Below are 17,353 nucleotides of genomic sequence, written 5' to 3'. Positions count from 1 at the left end.
GGTGGCGCAGCGCGTGACGAGGCGTCAGGCGAGTCCGAGGAGGCGCAGGTAGCCATCCCAGGCGGGCGCACCGACGGCGATGCCGAGCCAGGCACCCGCGAGCATCCAGGGGCCGAACGGGATCCCGCTCCGGCGGCCCGCCCGGCGCACGGCCAGGAGGACGACTGCGAAGGTACCGCCGAGCAGGAACGCGGCGGAAGAACCCACTGCGAGGGGTCCCCATCCGAGGTACGCCAGCACGAGACCGAGCACGCCGGCGAGCTTCACGTCCCCGAGTCCCATCCCGCCGAGGACCGCCAGCGCGAGCAAGAGGTAGACACCGCCGAGGACGACGAGACCGACGATCCCGCGGACCGCGGCGCCCCAGTCCCCGGACACCGCCGATGCCACGAGCAGGAGCACGGGCAACACGATGTACGCCGGCAGCACGATCCGGTTCGGCAGGGTGTGGGTGTCGAGGTCGATGAGCGTCAACGAGATGCTGATCGCCATCAGGTACAGGAGCGCGACGAGCAGGGTCGCCGCGTGGATCGTTCCGGGAACACCGTCCGGTGCCGCCGACGTCGACCACGGTGCGAGGACCGAGAGCACGGTCACCGCGACGAACAGGAGGCCCGTGGCGGCCTCGACGAGCGGGTACCGAGCCGAGACGGGCGCGTCGCAGTCACGGCACCGGGCACGCAGGAGGAGCCAGGACACCACCGGCACGTTGTCGCGCCCCCGGATCTCGTGGCCGCAGCCGGGGCAGGAGCTGGCCGGGGCGACGACCGACAGCCGGGCGGGGATGCGGTGCACGACGACGTTCAGGAACGACCCGATCGCGAGACCGAGCAGACCGACCAACGCGGTGACGAGGGGCAGCGCCGAGGTGGACACGGTGCCGGTCACCTCCCCGTCGGGGTGCCGTCGGTGCGGTCTCGCTGCGGTCGTTCGGGTGCACATGACGACCAGCCTCACGGACCGCGGACCGCTCCGTGGCCTCCGACCGGCAGTCGGTGGAGGACATCGGCGCGATGCCGCCTGTGGAGGAACACCGCGACGAACGACACCAGGTCGACACGGGCCGGACAGCGCGAGGCAGCGGAATCCCTCTCGACGCGCGCCCCCGCCCGGGCACATGATGAGACATGGACATCACGAGCGTGACCGTGGGGCTGCCCGTCACCGACATCGAGGCGTCCTGCCTCTGGTACGGCGCGGTCTTCGAGCGCACCGAGCCGGACCTCGAACCCGAGGACGGCGTCGCCGAGTACGAGGTCGGCGGCATCTGGATCCAGCTCTACGTCGACGAACAGGCCGAGGAGAACCCGGTCAGCGTCCGCTTCGGCGTCGACGACGTCGCCGCGCAGCACGCACGCATCGGCGCGCTCGGCATCGACATCGGCCCCGTCGAGTGCGTCGACGGCGCGGTCGACTGGTTCGACGTCCGCGACCCCGACGGCAACGTGCTGAGCCTGTTCTCGCTGGTCGACGAGACCGGTCGCGGCTCCGGCCGCGACAACGGCGCGGGCCGCGCGCTCTAGCCGCGACCCCACGGCGGACGGGAGGCCCGTGGCGGCCGGGCACCGTGCCTCCAGGCCGTCACGTGGTGACGACACGACGAAGGCCCCGCCTCCTTGCGGAGACGGGGCCTTCGTGGGATCACATCAGGCTCAGTTGTACGTGCCCGGCGTGAAGTCGTCCGACGAGAAGCTGTCGAAGTCGACGAAGCTCAGGTCGGCGTCCGAGAACGACGAGTCGTCAGCGAAGATGCGGTTGGGGTACCGCTCCGCCTTCGCCTCTTCGGTCGCGTTCACGTCCACGTCACGGTACCGGCTGAGGCCCGTCCCGGCAGGGATGAGCTTACCGATGATGACGTTCTCCTTGAGGCCGACGAGGTGGTCCTGCTTGCCCTCCATGGCCGCCTGCGTGAGCACGCGGGTGGTCTCCTGGAAGGAAGCGGCGGACAGCCACGACTCGGTCGCGAGGGACGCCTTCGTGATGCCCATGACCTCCTGGCGAGCCGAGGCGGTCTTGCGACCCTCCTGCAGCGCCGCACGGTTCAGCGCGTTGTAGCGCGACCGGTCGACGAGCTCACCCGGCAGCAGGTCGGTGTCGCCGTGGTCGACGACGGTGACCTTGCGGAGCATCTGGCGGACGATGACCTCGATGTGCTTGTCGTGGATCGGCACACCCTGCGAGCCGTAGACGTCCTGCACACCGTTGACCAGGTGCTTCTGGACCTCTCGGACACCCTTGACCCGGAGGACTTCCTTCGGGTCGACGGTGCCGGCGATGAACTGCTCGCCGAGCTCGACGTGCTGGTTGTCCTCGATGAGGAGCGTCGCACGCTTGAGCACCGGGTAGATGAACGGCTCGTCGCCGTTGTCCGGCGTCAGGATGATCCGACGGCCCTTGTCCGTGTCCTCGACGACGACGCGGCCGGGGGCCTCGGCGATCGGGGACGCACCCTTGGGCGTACGGGCCTCGAAGAGCTCCGTGACACGCGGCAGACCCTGGGTGATGTCGTCGGCCGAGGCCGAACCACCCGTGTGGAAGGTACGCATCGTCAGCTGGGTACCGGGCTCACCGATGGACTGCGCGGCGATGATGCCGACTGCCTCACCGATGTCGACCAGGTTGCCAGTGGCGAGCGAACGGCCGTAGCACTTCGCGCAGACACCGACGGCCGACTCGCAGGTCAGGACCGAGCGCACCTTGATGCTCTCGACACCGGCTGCCAGCAGCTTCTCGAGGAGCACGTCACCGACGTCCTCACCGGCCTCTGCAACGACCGTGCCCTTGGCGTCCACGGCCTCGGTGGCCAGGGTGCGGGAGTACACGGTGTTCTCGACGCGCGGGTCGCGGACGAGCTTGCCGTCGGCGTCCACGGTCGCGATCGGCAGCTCGAGGCCACGCGTCGTACCGCAGTCGTCCTCGCGGATGATGACGTCCTGGGAGACGTCGACGAGACGACGGGTCAGGTAGCCGGAGTCGGCCGTACGGAGCGCCGTGTCGGCCAGACCCTTGCGAGCACCGTGCGTGGCGATGAAGTACTCCGCCACGGTCAGGCCCTCGCGGTACGAGTTGATGATCGGGCGGGCGATGATCTCGCCCTTCGGGTTGTTCACCAGACCACGCATACCGGCGATGTTGCGGACCTGCAGCCAGTTACCACGAGCACCGGACGACACCATGCGGTTGATCGTGTTGTCGACGGGGAAGTTGTCCCGCATCTCCTGTGCGATCTCGTTGGTGGCCTCGGTCCAGATCTTGATCAGGTCGGCGCGACGCTCGGAGTCGGTGATCAGACCCTTGTCGAACTCGCCCTGCACCTTGGCGGCCTGGATCTCGTAGCCCGCGATGATCTCCTTCTTGCGAGGAGGCGTCACGACGTCCGACAGGGCGACGGTCACACCGGAGCGGGTGCCCCAGTAGAAGCCGGCGTCCTTGATCCGGTCCAGCGCAGCGGCCGTCTCGGTCTTGGAGTAGCGCTCGGCGAGGTCGTTGACGATCGCGGAGAGCACGCCCTTGTCGGTGACCTTCTGGACGAACGGGTAGTTCGCCGGCAGGGTCTCGTTGAAGAGCGCACGGCCCAGGGTCGTCTCGAGCAGCAGCGTGTCGCCCTGCTCGTAGCCCTCGGGGGCTTCACCCTCGGCGAAGTGGACACCCGTCATGCGGATCTTCACCATCGCGTTGAGGTGCAGCGTGTGCTGGTCGTTCGCCAGGATCGCCTCGGCCACCGACGAGAACGCACGGCCCTCGCCCACGGCGCCCTCGCGGACGGTCGTGAGGTGGTGCAGACCGATGATCATGTCCTGTGCGGGCAGGGTCACCGGGCGGCCGTCGGACGGCTTCAGGATGTTGTTCGAGGCGAGCATCAGGATGCGTGCCTCGGCCTGGGCCTCGACCGACAGCGGCAGGTGCACGGCCATCTGGTCACCGTCGAAGTCCGCGTTGAACGCAGCACAGACGAGCGGGTGGAGCTGGATGGCCTTGCCCTCGACGAGCTGCGGCTCGAACGCCTGGATGCCCAGACGGTGCAGCGTCGGCGCACGGTTCAGCAGGACGGGGCGCTCGCGGATGATCTCCTCGAGCACGTCCCACACCTGCGGACGCGAACGCTCGACCATGCGCTTGGCCGACTTGATGTTCTGCGCGTGCGACAGGTCGATCAGGCGCTTGATGACGAACGGCTTGAAGAGCTCGAGCGCCATCTGCTTGGGCAGACCGCACTGGTGCAGCTTCAGCTGCGGGCCGACGATGATGACCGAACGGCCCGAGTAGTCGACACGCTTGCCGAGCAGGTTCTGGCGGAAACGACCCTGCTTGCCCTTGAGCATGTCGCTCAGGGACTTCAGGGCGCGGTTGCCGGTACCCGTGACCGGACGTCCACGACGACCGTTGTCGAACAGCGCGTCGACGGCTTCCTGCAGCATGCGCTTCTCGTTGTTCACGATGATCTCGGGAGCACCGAGGTCGAGCAGGCGGCGGAGACGGTTGTTGCGGTTGATCACACGACGGTAGAGGTCGTTGAGGTCCGACGTGGCGAACCGGCCACCGTCGAGCTGCACCATCGGGCGCAGCTCCGGCGGGATGACCGGCACGACGCCGAGCACCATCGCCGCCGGCGAGTTGCCGGTGGCGAGGAAGGAGCTGACGACGCGCAGACGCTTGATCGCACGGATCTTCTTCTGGCCCTTGCCCTCGGCGATCTGCAGACGCAGCGCCTCGGCCTCGGCGGCCAGGTCGAACGCCTCGAGCCGGAGCTTGATCGCCTCGGCGCCCATGTAGGCGTCGAAGTAGATCCCGAACCGGTCCTGGAGCTCGTGGAAGACGGCGTCCTCGGGCTTGAGGTCGCCCACCTTGAGGTTGCGGAAGTCCTCCCACACACGCTCGAGACGGGTGATGTCCTCGTCGAACGACTTGCGGACCTGGGACATCTCCTTCTCGGCGGTGTCCTTGGTGCGGCGCTTGACGTCGGCCTTCGCACCCTCTTCCTCAAGGGCTGCGAGGTCGTCCTCGAGCTTCTTGAGGCGGTCGGCGATGATCGAGTCGCGCTGGCCCTCGAGGGTCTTGATCTCGAGACGCATCTCGTTCTCGAGACCCGGCATGTCCGCGTGACGGCCCTCTTCATCGATGTCGATGATCATGTACGCCGCGAAGTAGATGACCTTCTCGAGGTCCTTCGGCGCCATGTCGAGGAGGTACCCGAGGCGCGACGGGACGCCCTTGAAGTACCAGATGTGCGTGACGGGGGCAGCGAGCTCGATGTGGCCCATGCGCTCACGACGGACCGAGGACTTGGTGACCTCGACGCCGCAGCGCTCGCAGACGATGCCCTTGAACCGGACACGCTTGTACTTGCCACAGGCGCACTCCCAGTCGCGGGAAGGACCGAAGATCTGCTCGCCGAACAGACCGTCCTTCTCGGGCTTCAGGGTGCGGTAGTTGATGGTCTCCGGCTTCTTGACCTCGCCGTACGACCACTGACGGATGTCCTCGGCGGTTGCGAGGCCGATCCGAATGGCGTCAAAGGAAGTTGCTTCGAGCAATGTTCTTCTCTCTTGCTGATTCAGGCTTCGATGTACGGGCGGGATCAGATGTCGTCGACGGAGGACGACTCGAACCGCGAGGAGATGTTGATGCCCAGCTCCTCCGCAGCGCGGAAGACCTCGTCATCGTTGTCGCGCAGGCTGACCGCCTGGCCGTCGGCCGAGAGGACCTCGACGTTCAGGCAGAGCGACTGCATCTCCTTCATGAGGACCTTGAAGGACTCGGGGATACCGGGCTCCTGGATGTTCTCGCCCTTGACGATCGCCTCGTAGACCTTCACGCGGCCGAGGATGTCGTCGGACTTGATCGTCAGGAGCTCCTGGAGGGCGTAGGCGGCGCCGTACGCTTCGAGCGCCCACACCTCCATCTCACCGAATCGCTGTCCACCGAACTGCGCCTTACCACCCAGCGGCTGCTGCGTGATCATCGAGTACGGACCGGTCGAACGCGCGTGGATCTTGTCGTCGACCAGGTGGTGCAGCTTGAGGATGTACATGTAGCCGACCGAGACGGGCTCCGGGAACGGCTCGCCGGAGCGGCCGTCGAAGAGCTGCGCCTTGCCGGACGAGCCGATCAGGCGCTCGCCGTCGCGGTTCGGGAGGGTCGAGTCGAGGAGGCCCTCGATCTCGCGCTCGTACGCACCGTCGAACACCGGGGTGGCGACCTTGGTGCCGGGCTCGGCGCTGTGCGCTGCCTCCGGCAGGTTCTCGGCCCACTCCTGGATGCCCTCGACGTTCCAGCCCTGCTTGGCGAGCCACCCGAGGTGGATCTCGAGCACCTGACCGAAGTTCATGCGGCCGGGGACGCCGAGCGGGTTGAGGACGATGTCGACGGGGGTGCCGTCGGCGAGGAACGGCATGTCCTCGACCGGGAGGATGGTCGAGATGACGCCCTTGTTGCCGTGACGACCGGCGAGCTTGTCACCCGCGGTGATCTTGCGCTTCTGGGCGATGTAGACGACCACGCGCTGGTTGACGCCCGAGCCGAGCTCGTCGTCACCGTCCTGCGAGTCGAACACCTTGACGCCGATGATCGTGCCCTCTTCACCGTGGGGCACCTTGAGCGAGGTGTCGCGGACTTCGCGCGACTTCTCGTTGAAGATGGCACGGAGCAGACGCTCCTCGGCGCTCAGCTCGGTCTCGCCCTTCGGCGTGACCTTGCCGACGAGGATGTCGCCGGGGCGGACCTCGGCACCGATGCGGATGATGCCGCGCTCGTCGAGGTCGGCCAGCAGGTCCGGGCTGACGTTGGGGAGGTCACGGGTGATCTCCTCCTTGCCGAGCTTGGTGTCGCGGGCGTCGACCTCGTACTCCTCGATGTGGATCGAGGAGAGCGTGTCGTCCTTGATGAGGTTCTGCGACAGGATCATCGCGTCCTCGTAGTTGTAGCCCTCCCACGGCATGAACGCGACGAGGAGGTTCTTGCCGAGCGCGAGCTCGCCGTTCTCCGTCGCGGGACCGTCGGCGATGACCTCGCCCTGCTCGACGCGCTCGCCTGCGGAGACGATGACGCGGTGGTTGTAGCTCGTGCCCTGGTTGGAGCGGTCGAACTTGCGCAGGTAGTAGGTCTGCGTGCCGCCCTCGTCGAGCTGCAGGGTGACGGCGTCGGCCGAGACCTCGGAGACGACACCGGCCTTGTCGGCGGTGACGACGTCGCCGGCGTCGATGGCCGTGTAGCCCTCCATGCCGGTACCGACGAGCGGCGACTCGGAGCGGAGCAGCGGGACGGCCTGACGCTGCATGTTCGCACCCATGAGGGCGCGGTTCGCGTCGTCGTGCTCGAGGAACGGGATGAGCGACGTCGCGACCGACACCATCTGGCGCGGGGAGACGTCCATGTAGTCGACCTCGCCCTTGGCGACGAGTTCGACCTCGCCGCCCTTCTTGCGGACGAGCACCTTGTCGTCGGCGAAGTGGAAGTCGTTCGTCAGCGGGGCGTTGGCCTGCGCGACGACGAAGTCGTCCTCTTCCGAAGCGGTGAGGTAGTCGATGGTCTTCGTGACCTCGCCGTCGACGACGCGACGGTACGGGGTCTCGATGAAGCCGAACGAGTTGATCCGACCGAACGACGCGAGCGAGCCGATCAGGCCGATGTTCGGGCCTTCCGGGGTCTCGATCGGGCACATGCGGCCGTAGTGCGACGGGTGGACGTCGCGGACCTCGACGCCGGCACGCTCACGGGACAGACCACCCGGGCCGAGGGCCGACAGGCGACGCTTGTGCGTCAGACCCGCGAGCGGGTTGTTCTGGTCCATGAACTGCGACAGCTGGGAGGTCCCGAAGAACTCCTTGATCGCGGCGACGACCGGACGCACGTTGATGAGCGTCTGGGGCGTGATCGCCTCGATGTCCTGCGTGGTCATGCGCTCGCGGACGACGCGCTCCATGCGGGACAGACCCGTGCGGACCTGGTTCTGGATGAGCTCGCCGACGGCGCGGATGCGACGGTTGCCGAAGTGGTCGATGTCGTCCACGTCGAGGCGCAGCTGCACCGGCTCGCCGTCACGGGTGCCGTCGATCGTGGTGCGCTCGGCGTGCAGCGACACCAGGTACTTGATCGTCGCGACGATGTCCTTGACGGTGAGCACCGAGTCGGACAGCGGGGCGTCCATGCCGAGCTTGCGGTTGACCTTGTACCGGCCGACCTTCGCCAGGTCGTAGCGCTTCGAGTTGAAGTAGAAGTTGTCGAGGAGCGCACGCGCGGCCTCGGCAGCGACCTGCTCGCCCGGGCGGAGCTTGCGGTAGATGTCCTTGAGCGCCTCTTCCTTCGTGAGGACGGCGTCCTTCTCGAGGGTCGACTCGATCGACGCGAAGCCCTGGAACTCGTCCATGATCTCTTCGCTCGTCAGGCCGAGGGCCTTGAGGAAGACGGTCACGGACTGCTTGCGCTTGCGGTCGATGCGCACGCCCACCTGGTCGCGCTTGTCGATCTCGAACTCGAGCCAGGCACCACGCGACGGGATGATCCGCGCCGAGTAGATGTCCTTGTCGGAGGTCTTCTCCTGCTGGCGCTCGAAGTACACGCCGGGCGAACGGACGAGCTGCGACACGACGACGCGCTCGGTGCCGTTGATGATGAACGTGCCGCGCTCGGTCATGAGCGGGAAGTCGCCCATGAAGACCGTCTGCGTCTTGATCTCACCCGTCATGTGGTTCATGAACTCGGCGTTGACGTACAGCGGAGCGGCGTAGGTCTTGCCGCGCTCCTTGCAGTCGTCGATCGAGTACTTCGGGTCCTCGAGCTCGGGAGCCGTGAACGAGAGCTGCATGGTCTCGCCGAGGTCCTCGATCGGGGAGATCTCCTCGAAGATCTCCTCGAGCCCCGAGTGCAGCGCGAGGTCGGTGCGACCCTGCTCCTGCCCTTCGGCGAGGCGGGCCTTCCAGACGTCGTTGCCGACGAGCCAGTCGAAGCTCTCCGTCTGGAGTGCGAGCAGATCAGGAACCGTGAGGGTGTCCGTGATCTTGGCGAACGAGAGTCGCGAGTGGTTGCGACCGTTCTTGGGGTTGGTGGATGCGTTGGGCGCAGCAGCCAAGGGTGTGACCTCCGGTAGGCCCCGTCGGGCCGACACTGACGAGCAGTGTGTAGGTGAGTGGATTGATCGCTCGGCGAACCCTGAGAGTGCAAGCCCTGCGACCACGCCGACGCGTGCCTGACGCGGAACGTCGGTGCACGTGTGGGATGATCTCCGTGAGCGGTACCCGCCGCCATATACGGGTCCGGCTGCACCAGGGCGAGATGAGTTTCTGTCTCAGAACTCTGCGTCGACCGAAATATGACGACACGGATGCCAGGGAGCGCGAACTGTCATCATAGTTCGCTCCGCGGCGTGCTGTCCAGTCCCGGCTTGACCGGATTCGGCAGTGGCGTGTATAAGCCGCCGGACGCCGCTTCCATTCCCCTGCGCAGGCAGCCGAGACGCATCCGATGTGCAGCCCGGACGCGCCCCCTGCTCAGCCCAGACGCTCGCGATCGACGCGATCCGCGCCTCCCGGCCCGCCCGGCAGTCCGGCCAGCGCACGGAACGCGTCCTCGGGACGCCGCGTGCGGACGAACGTGACCCGCCCCCGGTCGTCAGTGAGCTCGATCCCGAGCCCCGGCGTGAGGATGAGCGCCCGCACGCCGCGACGGATCCGCAGGCCGACCCCGCCGTAGGTGGCCGCGTCCGCCTCCACCAGACGGACGTCGGTGATCCGCCGGCGCGCGATGCGCCGCGGCGGGAGCGGGCGGAAGTGCAGGGTCACGTGCCGCGCGGTGACGGTGAACCCGGCACGGGCGAGGACGAGCAGCAGTCCGAGGGCGACGGCGAGCAGTCCCGGCACCAGGAGCGCGACCTCGGGTGCATCGCCCGGCCAGCCGAGCACGGCGGCGGACAGCCCGGCGCCGGCCACGAACAGCGCGGTGCCGACGACGCGCATCCAGGTCGGCGCCGCCTCGCGGTCGGCGTGGAACGGCCTGGAGGCCCGGATCGCCCGGGTGGGTCGGCTGCCGGACCGGTGGGGGTCCGGGGTGGTGCGGCGTGTGGTGGGCACGCTCATGGTGTCGGCGGTCATGACGGAGGTCTCCTGCGGCGGATCAGCAGTGGTGCACTCGTCATCGGGTGCGGTGCGTTCGACGGCCAGCGCGCGCGGGTGGCCGGAGGGGTGGCGCGCAGCAGCACGCCGACGGCGCGCACGCTCGAGCGGTGGGGGCGCTCACGGGCACGTCGTGGTCACGGTGTCCGGGCGGACGCGTGGGGTGTGGGGCCCACACGCATCGACGCTCGGGCGTCGTGACGACAGGCGTCAACGGTAGGCGACGAGTCTTGGCGTCCGCTGGCCGTCGATGTGCACGCATCCACCTGTCCCGAGTGCGTCACCCGGGGACGACGTCGGGCTGCCGACGGTCAGCGCAGGACGCGGGCGACGGCCTCGGCGCGGGTGCGGACCCCGAGCTTCGCGAAGACCTGGTTCACGTACGACTTCACGGTGGGCACCGTCAGGAACAGCTCGGCGGCGATCTCGGGGTTCGTCCGGCCGTCGGCGATGCGCTCGAGGACGTCCACTTCGCGCGGGGTGAGGTCCGGGAACCGCGCACCGAGCGCCGGGCCGGGATCGGGCTCCGCAGGCGCAGCAGCAGGGGCACCGGCACCGGCACCACCGACGAGGTGTGCCACGAGCCGCGCTCCCACCGTCGCGTCGAAGGTCGACTGCCCCGCGGCCACCGCACGCACCGCGGCCGCGATCTCCGCCCGCCCGGCGTCCTTCGTCAGGTAGCCACGCGCCCCGGCCCGCATCGCGGTGACGATGGAGTCGTCGTCGGCGTACGTCGTCAGCACCAGCACCGCGACCCCGGGGTGCTCGGCGACGATCCGTGCGGTGGCGGTCGGCCCGTCGACGCCCGGCATCCGCAGGTCCATCAGGACGACGTCGGGTGTGTCCCGGCCGACGGCGGCGATCGCCTCGGCCCCGTCGGCCGCCTGCCCGACCACCCGCAGGTCGGGCACGAGCGACAGCACCGTCACCAGGCCGTCGCGGACGATGGCCTGGTCGTCGACCACGAGCACCCGGATGGTCACGAGCGGTCGTCCTCGGCGACGACCGCCGCGTCCGCGTCGTCCGCAGTGTCCGCCTCGCGCGTGCCGTCGACGGGCAGGTGCATGGCGACGACGAACTCGTCGTCGGAACGCTCGGCCTCGACCGTGGCCTCGCTGCCGAGTTCCGCGAACCGCTCGCGCATCCCGAGCAGCCCCTGGCCGCCGCTGGGCAACGGGTTCGCCACGACGACGTCCACGGCGTCGCCGTCCCGGATCACGGACAGGGACACGGGGCGGCCGGGGGCGTGCCTGCGGGCGTTGCTGAGGGCCTCCCGGACGACCTGGACCACGGCGGCACGGTGGGCGTCGTCGAGGACCGCGAGGGTCGCGTCGCCCTGCACCACGGCCTCGCCGCCGAACGAGCGGTGCGCGTCGACGAGGGCCGTCAGGCCCGCCCCGCGGTCTGCGGACGGACTGGAGGCACGGGTCGGCTCCGGCTGGTCGGGCTGCGGTCGGTGGGTCCGGGGCTCGTCGGGAACTGGTCGTCCGGAGTGCGGCTCGTCGCGGAGCGCGTGCACCGCACGCCGCGCCTCGGCCAGACCGTCGGCGGCGAGCGCGCGGGCGTCACCGGCACGGCGGGTGGCCTCGTCGACGCGGCCGGCCTCGAGCAGGGCCTCGACCGCGTCGAGCTGCAGCACCAGGCCGCCGAGCGAGTGGGCGAGGACGTCGTGGATGTCCCGGGACGCCCGCGACCGGTCGGCGAGGAGCCGTGCGCGCTGCTGCTGGCGCTCGGTCTCGCGGGCCTGCGCCGTCGTGAGCCGCGCCTGCCGACGGCTGAACCCGACGAGCACGCCGAGCAGCAGCCCGCCACTCACGCCGAGGACGAACTGCACGGACGTCTGCTCGAGCGTCGCGGTGACGGCGACCACCACGACGGCGGCGAGCGCGGCGACCGCGGCCGTCCAGACCGGCAGGCGGAGGTCGGCACCGAGGACGACGAGCCCGACGATCACCGGCACGACCAGCAGCGAGTCGGTCGGCACCACGGTGAGCGATCCGGCGGCGACCATCACGCCGGCTGCGGCGACGAGGACCCGGGGTGTGCGTGCCCCTTCACGGACGGCCCAGGCGGCGAGCGCAGCGGCCCCGAGGACCCAGACCCACGCGGGGTGGTGGAGCAGGACGCCGTTCCGGACGAACCAGAAGGCGACCACGGCGATGCCCACGCCGTTGAGCAGCCACGAGACGCCGGAGCGGGACCGGACCCCGGCGGGGTCGGTCCGCTCCGGTTCGGTCGGCAGGCTCACCGCACCATCATGCCGCGGCCGGCGGTCGCCGGGCGGTCGGTCCCGCGGGGGATGCGCTGGTCGACGACCAGGGCGCGGGCGGCTCGGTTCAGGGCGAGCACGAGCAGGATCGTGCCGGTCGAGGTGAGCAGGTGCGCACCGAGGTGGCCACCGAGGACGTCGAGGCCGATGCGGGCGGCGATGAGGACGATCCAGAGGCCGGCGCCGAGCCAACCGGTGCGGGACTGCAGGGTCCGGCCCTTGGCGTCCGGCGTCGTGACGGTACGGAAGCGGGTCATGGCCCCCATCGCCAGGCCGACGGCGACGGTGAGCAGGGCCTCGAGTCCGAGGAACACGACGTCGGTGGTGGTGACGGTCGTCGTGGTCTGCGCGAGGACGACCACCCCGACGATCGCCATGACGAGCGGACCCCGCCAGATGCGCGCCGGGTCGAGGGACCGCCAGGTCGCCTGCCGGTACGCCAGGAGGCCGACGAGGGCGAGGCCGATGAGCACGTTCGCGAGGAGCTGGACCGACATGGTGTGCCTTTCGAAGTGGTCCGGCGGGGCCTTCCCGACCGGTGTGATCAGCCTCGTTCCGGGTGTCCCCCGGGCACACCAACCAGGGGTGGGGACGCGGGTGGTGATCGCGGTGGTGTTCCATTGACCGCATGGCTGATGCGTTCGACGGGTTCCGGATCGGTGCGGGGTACTCGGTGGTGGAGCCGGACCGGCACCGGCCGGGGTCCTTCACCCTGGTGGTGGACGGCACCCCCCAGTCGCACGTGGACCTCGAGGACCCGACCCACCTGGCGTTCGAGTACATCCGGCGGATCGGGCACGCGATCGACCTGCTGCCCGACGGCCCGGTCACGGCGCTGCACCTGGGCGCCGGGGCACTGACCCTGCCCCGCTACGTCGCCGTGACGCGTCCGGGTTCGCGGCAGCAGGTCATCGAGCTCGAGCGCGACCTGGTCGAGCACGTGCGCGAGGCCCTGCCGTTCCCCCGCGGCGCCTCGATCCGGGTGCGGTACGGCGACGCCCGCGAGGTCCTCGGCAAGCTGCCCGCCGGCCTGCGCGGCACGGTGGACCTGGCGGTGGTGGACGTGTTCGGCGGTTCGCAGATCCCCGCCCACGTGACGAGCGTCGAGTTCTACCGCGAGGTCGCCGCGTTCCTGTCGCCGACGGGCATCGTCGCGGTGAACGTGGCCGACGGCGCCGGGCTGGCCTTCGCCCGCGGACAGGCGTCGACCCTGCAGTCGGTGCTGCCCTCGGTCGCCGCGGTCGCGGACACCGGGATGCTCAAGGGCCGACGGTTCGGCAACATCGTGCTGCTCGGCTCGCCGACCGACCTGCCGGTGGCGGACATGCCCAGGCGGTACTCGTCGGACCCGATGCCGGCGAAGGTCGTGCACGGTGCGGAGCTCCGCTCGTTCATCGCCGGAGCGCCGATCGTCACCGACCAGACGGCGGTCGCGTCCCCCGAGCCGAACCGGAGCGTGTTCGGGGGCTGACGCCCGCGCGGGGCCTCGCCGGGGACGGACTTCGGGCGTTCGGCCGGTCCGGCTGTCAGGATGGTCTGAACGACCGCGCAGGTGCGCGACCGAGCGATGGGAACCCTGATGACGAACGACGACCGGAACGACCAGGACCGGACGGGCGACGGCCAGGCGCCGAGCTGGGGCGAAGCCCCGCAGCAGCGGCCCGACGCCGACGCCCCGCGGTACGGCGAGCGGGTGGACCCGACGCCGACCTCGACCCCGCAGTACGGCGAGCAGTACGGGCAGGGCCAGCAGCAGTACGGCCAGCCGAACGGCGAGCAGCAGGGTCAGTACGGGCAGCAGCAGTACGGACAGCAGCAGTACGACCAGCCGTCGAGCACGCCGAGCTGGAACGACCAGCAGCGGCACGAGCAGGGCCACGACCAGCAGCCGTACGCCGCCGCGCCGTCGCACTCCGGTGCCCCGGCCTGGCAGAGCTACGACGAGCCGAAGCCCAAGAAGAAGACCCTCGGTGTGGTGGCGTTCGTCCTCGGACTCGCCGCGCTCGTGATCGGCGTCATCGGTGGGTACGTGATGGGGTCGGCGCTCGCCAACAGCGACGCGATCAACAACCTCGTCCCGAGCAGCGGTGCCACCCCGGACCAGCAGGAGCTGCAGCGTCAGCTCATGAACGACCCGGCCGTCATCTCGCAGATCGGTGTCGGTGCGGTGATCGCCGGCGTCGCCGCGATCCTCGGGCTCTGGGCGCTCGTGCAGGGCATCATCGCCGCCGTGACCAAGCGTGGTCGCGGCTGGGGCATCTTCGCGATCGTCCTGGCCGTCGTCGCCACGATCGCGACGCTGGTCACCTACGTCGGCGTGGCCGCTGCCGCCGCGGTGGCCGCCAACTCCTGATCGACCGCTCCGGACGGCCCGTCGTGCTCCGGCACGGCGGGCCGTCGGTCGTTCCGCCGGGCACCCCGGACCGCCGCACCCGCGCAACCTGAGCGCGTCGCACCGACGGCTCCCGGCAGACCGCGGCTACCCTCGAACCGATGTCCCTCCCGCCCGACGACCGCCAGCTGCCCGACCCGTCCGACCGTTCCCGTGAACCGCGCCACGCGGCTCCCGTGACGGCCGGGGTCAGCCCGGGCAGCACCTTCGCGCCCATCAGCCTGCGACCCGCGGTCGACGTCGACGCCGTGCACCAGCGGCTCCGCGACCTCGGCCAGAGCCGCAGCACCGACGCACTCGCCGAACGGGCCGAGCTGCTCCGTCTGCTCGGTCGTCTGGACGAGTCGCTCGTCATCGCGGAAGAGGTGTTCCGTCTCGCGATGTTCACCGGGGAGCGCCAGGACAAGGTCGCCGCACGGATCCGTCGTGCGCACGTCCTGCACGACCTGGGGCGCCACGACCGCGCCGCCAACGAAGCCGCCATGGCCCGCGACACCGCCGCCACCGAGGAGTGGCCGGAACTCGAAGGTGCCGCCGCCGAGATCGAGGGCTGGTCGCTGTTCGAGAACGACCGCTTCGACGAGGCGCGCGCCGCCCTGTCGCGGGCCTACCAGGCCTTCCGCCAGGCGGGGGCGCCGTCGGAGCGCACCGACGCCCTGCGCACCGCGGTCGAGGCCGCGATGCGTGCCGCCATCACGCACCCGGCGGAACCGTCGGACAAGCCCCGGACGGCCCGCGAGGTCGCCGCCCGTCGCGCCGAGGACGACGAACCCGTCACCCGCGTCGCCGAGCCGGTGAAGCAGGTCCCGCCGATCCGCCGTCGCGTGCTCGGTGCGCCCGACGCCGCGCGGACCGAGGCCGACGACATCTGGGGTCGGATCGCGGCCCGGGCAGCGAAGAAGGGCCAGGCCGACCCGCGCGCCGAGCAGTGACCGCGCTCGAGACCGTCCGGCTCCGCGCCGAGGCCCTGATCGCAGAACACCTCGGCGCCGGCACCTGGGCGTTCGGGTTCGACCACGCGAAGACCCGTGCCGGCCAGTGCGACTTCGCGCGGAAGCGGATCACCGTGAGCCGTCACCTGGCCACCCGGTTCTCCGACCACGACGTCGAGCAGGTCCTGCTGCACGAGGTCGCCCACGCCCTCGCCGGCGCACGGGCGGCACACGGACCGAAGTGGAAGCGCACGGCCGCGTCGATCGGGTACACCGGCTCCCGCCTGCACGACGGGCCGATCGCCAGCGAGCTCGCACCGTGGATCGGCAGCTGCCCCGCGGGCCACGAGCACTTCCGGTACCGCACCCCCACACGCCCCCTGGCCTGTGCCCGCTGCTCCCGACGGTTCGACGCCCGGAACGTCATCACCTGGCGGCGCCGGACCGCCGACGACGACGCGGCCACGATGGCGTCGACTACCGCATGAGGTGCCCGACGCACGGAGGCGCGCCGGTAACCCGTTAGCCTGGACGGATGCACACGGGGCAGCACATCCGCACGGACGCCGGTTCCTCCTGGTTCTTCGACGCCGGACGGATCGCGCTCGACTTCGCGCACACGGGTGGCTTCGCCGACGACTCCGCCGGACGACGCCCGCGGTCGCAGCTCGGCGAACTGCTCGCGAGCCCGGCCGACCTGGACGAGTGGCTCAGCGAGCACACCGAGCCGATCGACGTCGGCGCCAGCGGCCGCGAGCTGCAGGACGCCCGCGCCCTGCGCGCCGCGATCGCCCGGTTGGCCGTCGCCGCCGCCCCCGCGCCGGCGAGCACGGCCGCCGAGCGCACCGCCGTGGCGGCGGGCCTGCGCGCCGGAGCCGGCCGCACGCGCCCCGCGCCCGACGACATCGACACCGTCAACCTGTTCGCCGCCCTGCCGGACGTGCCCCCGAGCCTCCCCGGTGGCCGACGCCGCGCCGGAGCCAACCGGGTCCGCCTGGCCCAGGCCCTGTCGAGCGTCGCGCGCGACGCCGTCGCGCTCTTCACCGAGGTCGGCTTCGACGACGTCGAGGCCGACGGCCGCCCGACCCGGCTGAGCCGCTGCTCGGCCGAGGACTGCGGCCTGGTGTTCTACGACTCGTCGCGCGGCGGGACCCGGCGCTGGTGCTCGATGCAGCGGTGCGGCAACCGTGCGAAGGTCCGGGCGCACCGCGCCCGCCGGGCAGCGGAGTGAGCAGGCACTGAGCACGGCCTGACCGCTTCCCGTCCGCCTTCGGCGAGCGGTCACGACACCCCGCTCACGACCGCCGAGCGGTCACCAACCGTCGCCCGACGGCCTCGCAGCCGACCGGTTGTGACCAGCCGACGCGACGCAAGCGACGAGCCGCGACCAACCACCGGCCCTCCGCGAGCGGTCACGACACCCCGCTCATCTCTGCCGAGCGGTCACCAACCGTCGCCCGACGGCCTCGCCGCCGACGGATCGCGACCACTCGACGCAACGCAAGCGACGAGTCGCGACCAGCCACCGGCCAGGAGGCGCGTGGCAGCGCCGCCACGGGCCTCCCGTCCGCCTTCCGCGAGCAGCCACCGGCCCTCCGCGAGCGGTCACGACGCCCCGCTCGCCTCTGCCGAGCGGTCACCAGCCGTCGCCCGA

General features: G+C 70.4%; 13 protein-coding genes. 6 read left to right on the top strand and 7 right to left on the bottom strand.

Annotation, left to right across the window (positions count from 1 at the left end; genetic code table 11):
* Window positions 1-24: 24 nt before the first annotated feature.
* Window positions 25-942, bottom strand: a complete 918-nt coding sequence (locus BIU95_RS02030; protein ID WP_240048643.1) for an A24 family peptidase — start codon at window positions 940-942, stop codon at window positions 25-27.
* A 185-nt stretch (window positions 943-1,127) separates the two neighbouring features.
* Here BIU95_RS02030 and BIU95_RS02025 point away from each other — a divergent pair, with 185 nt between their 5' ends.
* Window positions 1,128-1,523, top strand: a complete 396-nt coding sequence (locus BIU95_RS02025; protein WP_017885546.1) for a VOC family protein — start codon at window positions 1,128-1,130, stop codon at window positions 1,521-1,523.
* 129 nt (window positions 1,524-1,652) lie between these two features.
* On the opposite strand, the gene rpoC is transcribed toward BIU95_RS02025, so the two are convergent.
* From rpoC to BIU95_RS01995, 6 genes are all read right to left on the bottom strand, one after another.
* Window positions 1,653-5,534 carry a DNA-directed RNA polymerase subunit beta' gene (gene rpoC / locus BIU95_RS02020; RefSeq protein ID WP_017885547.1) on the bottom strand — a complete coding sequence of 1,294 codons (3,882 nt, stop codon included), beginning with the start codon at window positions 5,532-5,534 and terminating at the stop codon, window positions 1,653-1,655.
* 44 nt (window positions 5,535-5,578) lie between these two features.
* Complete coding sequence (gene rpoB / locus BIU95_RS02015; protein WP_071250140.1) at window positions 5,579-9,067, bottom strand: DNA-directed RNA polymerase subunit beta; 3,489 nt, start codon at window positions 9,065-9,067, stop codon at window positions 5,579-5,581.
* Between the two features lie 418 nt (window positions 9,068-9,485).
* Entirely contained in the window at window positions 9,486-10,085 is a 600-nt protein-coding gene (locus tag BIU95_RS02010) for a hypothetical protein (protein WP_071250138.1), read from the bottom strand.
* 332 nt (window positions 10,086-10,417) lie between these two features.
* Window positions 10,418-11,089, bottom strand: coding sequence for a response regulator transcription factor (locus BIU95_RS02005; RefSeq protein WP_071250135.1), 672 nt, complete (start codon window positions 11,087-11,089; stop codon window positions 10,418-10,420).
* Window positions 11,086-12,354 (bottom strand): sensor histidine kinase, encoded by a 1,269-nt coding sequence (locus tag BIU95_RS02000; protein ID WP_017885551.1) that lies wholly within the window; start codon window positions 12,352-12,354, stop codon window positions 11,086-11,088. The genes BIU95_RS02005 and BIU95_RS02000 overlap by 4 nt, the downstream gene beginning before the upstream one ends.
* Window positions 12,351-12,872: a hypothetical protein gene (locus tag BIU95_RS01995; RefSeq protein WP_071250133.1), complete on the bottom strand. Its 522-nt coding sequence runs from the start codon at window positions 12,870-12,872 to the stop codon at window positions 12,351-12,353. The genes BIU95_RS02000 and BIU95_RS01995 overlap by 4 nt, the downstream gene beginning before the upstream one ends.
* 131 nt (window positions 12,873-13,003) lie before the next feature.
* On the opposite strand from BIU95_RS01995, the gene BIU95_RS01990 reads away from it, so the two are divergent.
* The 5 genes from BIU95_RS01990 to BIU95_RS01970 all read left to right on the top strand — a co-directional run bounded on the left by BIU95_RS01990 (window position 13,004) and on the right by BIU95_RS01970 (window position 16,930).
* On the top strand, window positions 13,004-13,846 hold the full coding sequence (locus BIU95_RS01990) for a spermidine synthase (RefSeq protein WP_017885553.1): 843 nt from the start codon (window positions 13,004-13,006) through the stop codon (window positions 13,844-13,846).
* Window positions 13,847-13,954: 108 nt separating this feature from the next.
* On the top strand, window positions 13,955-14,728 hold the full coding sequence (locus BIU95_RS01985; protein WP_139179594.1) for a DUF308 domain-containing protein: 774 nt from the start codon (window positions 13,955-13,957) through the stop codon (window positions 14,726-14,728).
* Between the two features lie 140 nt (window positions 14,729-14,868).
* Window positions 14,869-15,699, top strand: a complete 831-nt coding sequence (locus tag BIU95_RS01980; protein WP_052481644.1) for a hypothetical protein — start codon at window positions 14,869-14,871, stop codon at window positions 15,697-15,699.
* The gene (locus tag BIU95_RS01975) at window positions 15,696-16,187 is read left to right on the top strand and encodes a SprT-like domain-containing protein (protein WP_071250131.1); all 492 of its coding nucleotides are present in this window, start codon (window positions 15,696-15,698) and stop codon (window positions 16,185-16,187) included. The genes BIU95_RS01980 and BIU95_RS01975 overlap by 4 nt, the downstream gene beginning before the upstream one ends.
* 47 nt (window positions 16,188-16,234) lie before the next feature.
* Complete coding sequence (locus BIU95_RS01970; RefSeq protein ID WP_056072072.1) at window positions 16,235-16,930, top strand: CGNR zinc finger domain-containing protein; 696 nt, start codon at window positions 16,235-16,237, stop codon at window positions 16,928-16,930.
* Window positions 16,931-17,353 lie beyond the last annotated feature (423 nt).

It is taken from the genome of Curtobacterium sp. MCBA15_007 (genome assembly GCF_001864905.1).
Taxonomy (GTDB): domain Bacteria; phylum Actinomycetota; class Actinomycetes; order Actinomycetales; family Microbacteriaceae; genus Curtobacterium; species Curtobacterium poinsettiae.
This window is presented reverse-complemented; position numbering and strand designations above follow the sequence as displayed.

What these genes read in the sequence shown, in the direction of transcription:
- BIU95_RS02025 (WP_017885546.1), top strand. Translation starts at nt 1,128, where the DNA reads ATGGACATCACGAGCGTGACCGTGGGGCTGCCCGTCACCGACATCGAG.
- BIU95_RS01980 (WP_052481644.1), top strand. Translation starts at nt 14,869, where the DNA reads ATGTCCCTCCCGCCCGACGACCGCCAGCTGCCCGACCCGTCCGACCGT.
- BIU95_RS01995 (WP_071250133.1), bottom strand. Translation starts at nt 12,872, where the DNA reads ATGTCGGTCCAGCTCCTCGCGAACGTGCTCATCGGCCTCGCCCTCGTC.
- BIU95_RS02010 (WP_071250138.1), bottom strand. Translation starts at nt 10,085, where the DNA reads ATGACCGCCGACACCATGAGCGTGCCCACCACACGCCGCACCACCCCG.
- BIU95_RS02030 (WP_240048643.1), bottom strand. Translation starts at nt 942, where the DNA reads ATGTGCACCCGAACGACCGCAGCGAGACCGCACCGACGGCACCCCGAC.
- BIU95_RS01990 (WP_017885553.1), top strand. Translation starts at nt 13,004, where the DNA reads ATGGCTGATGCGTTCGACGGGTTCCGGATCGGTGCGGGGTACTCGGTG.
- BIU95_RS01985 (WP_139179594.1), top strand. Translation starts at nt 13,955, where the DNA reads ATGACGAACGACGACCGGAACGACCAGGACCGGACGGGCGACGGCCAG.
- BIU95_RS01970 (WP_056072072.1), top strand. Translation starts at nt 16,235, where the DNA reads ATGCACACGGGGCAGCACATCCGCACGGACGCCGGTTCCTCCTGGTTC.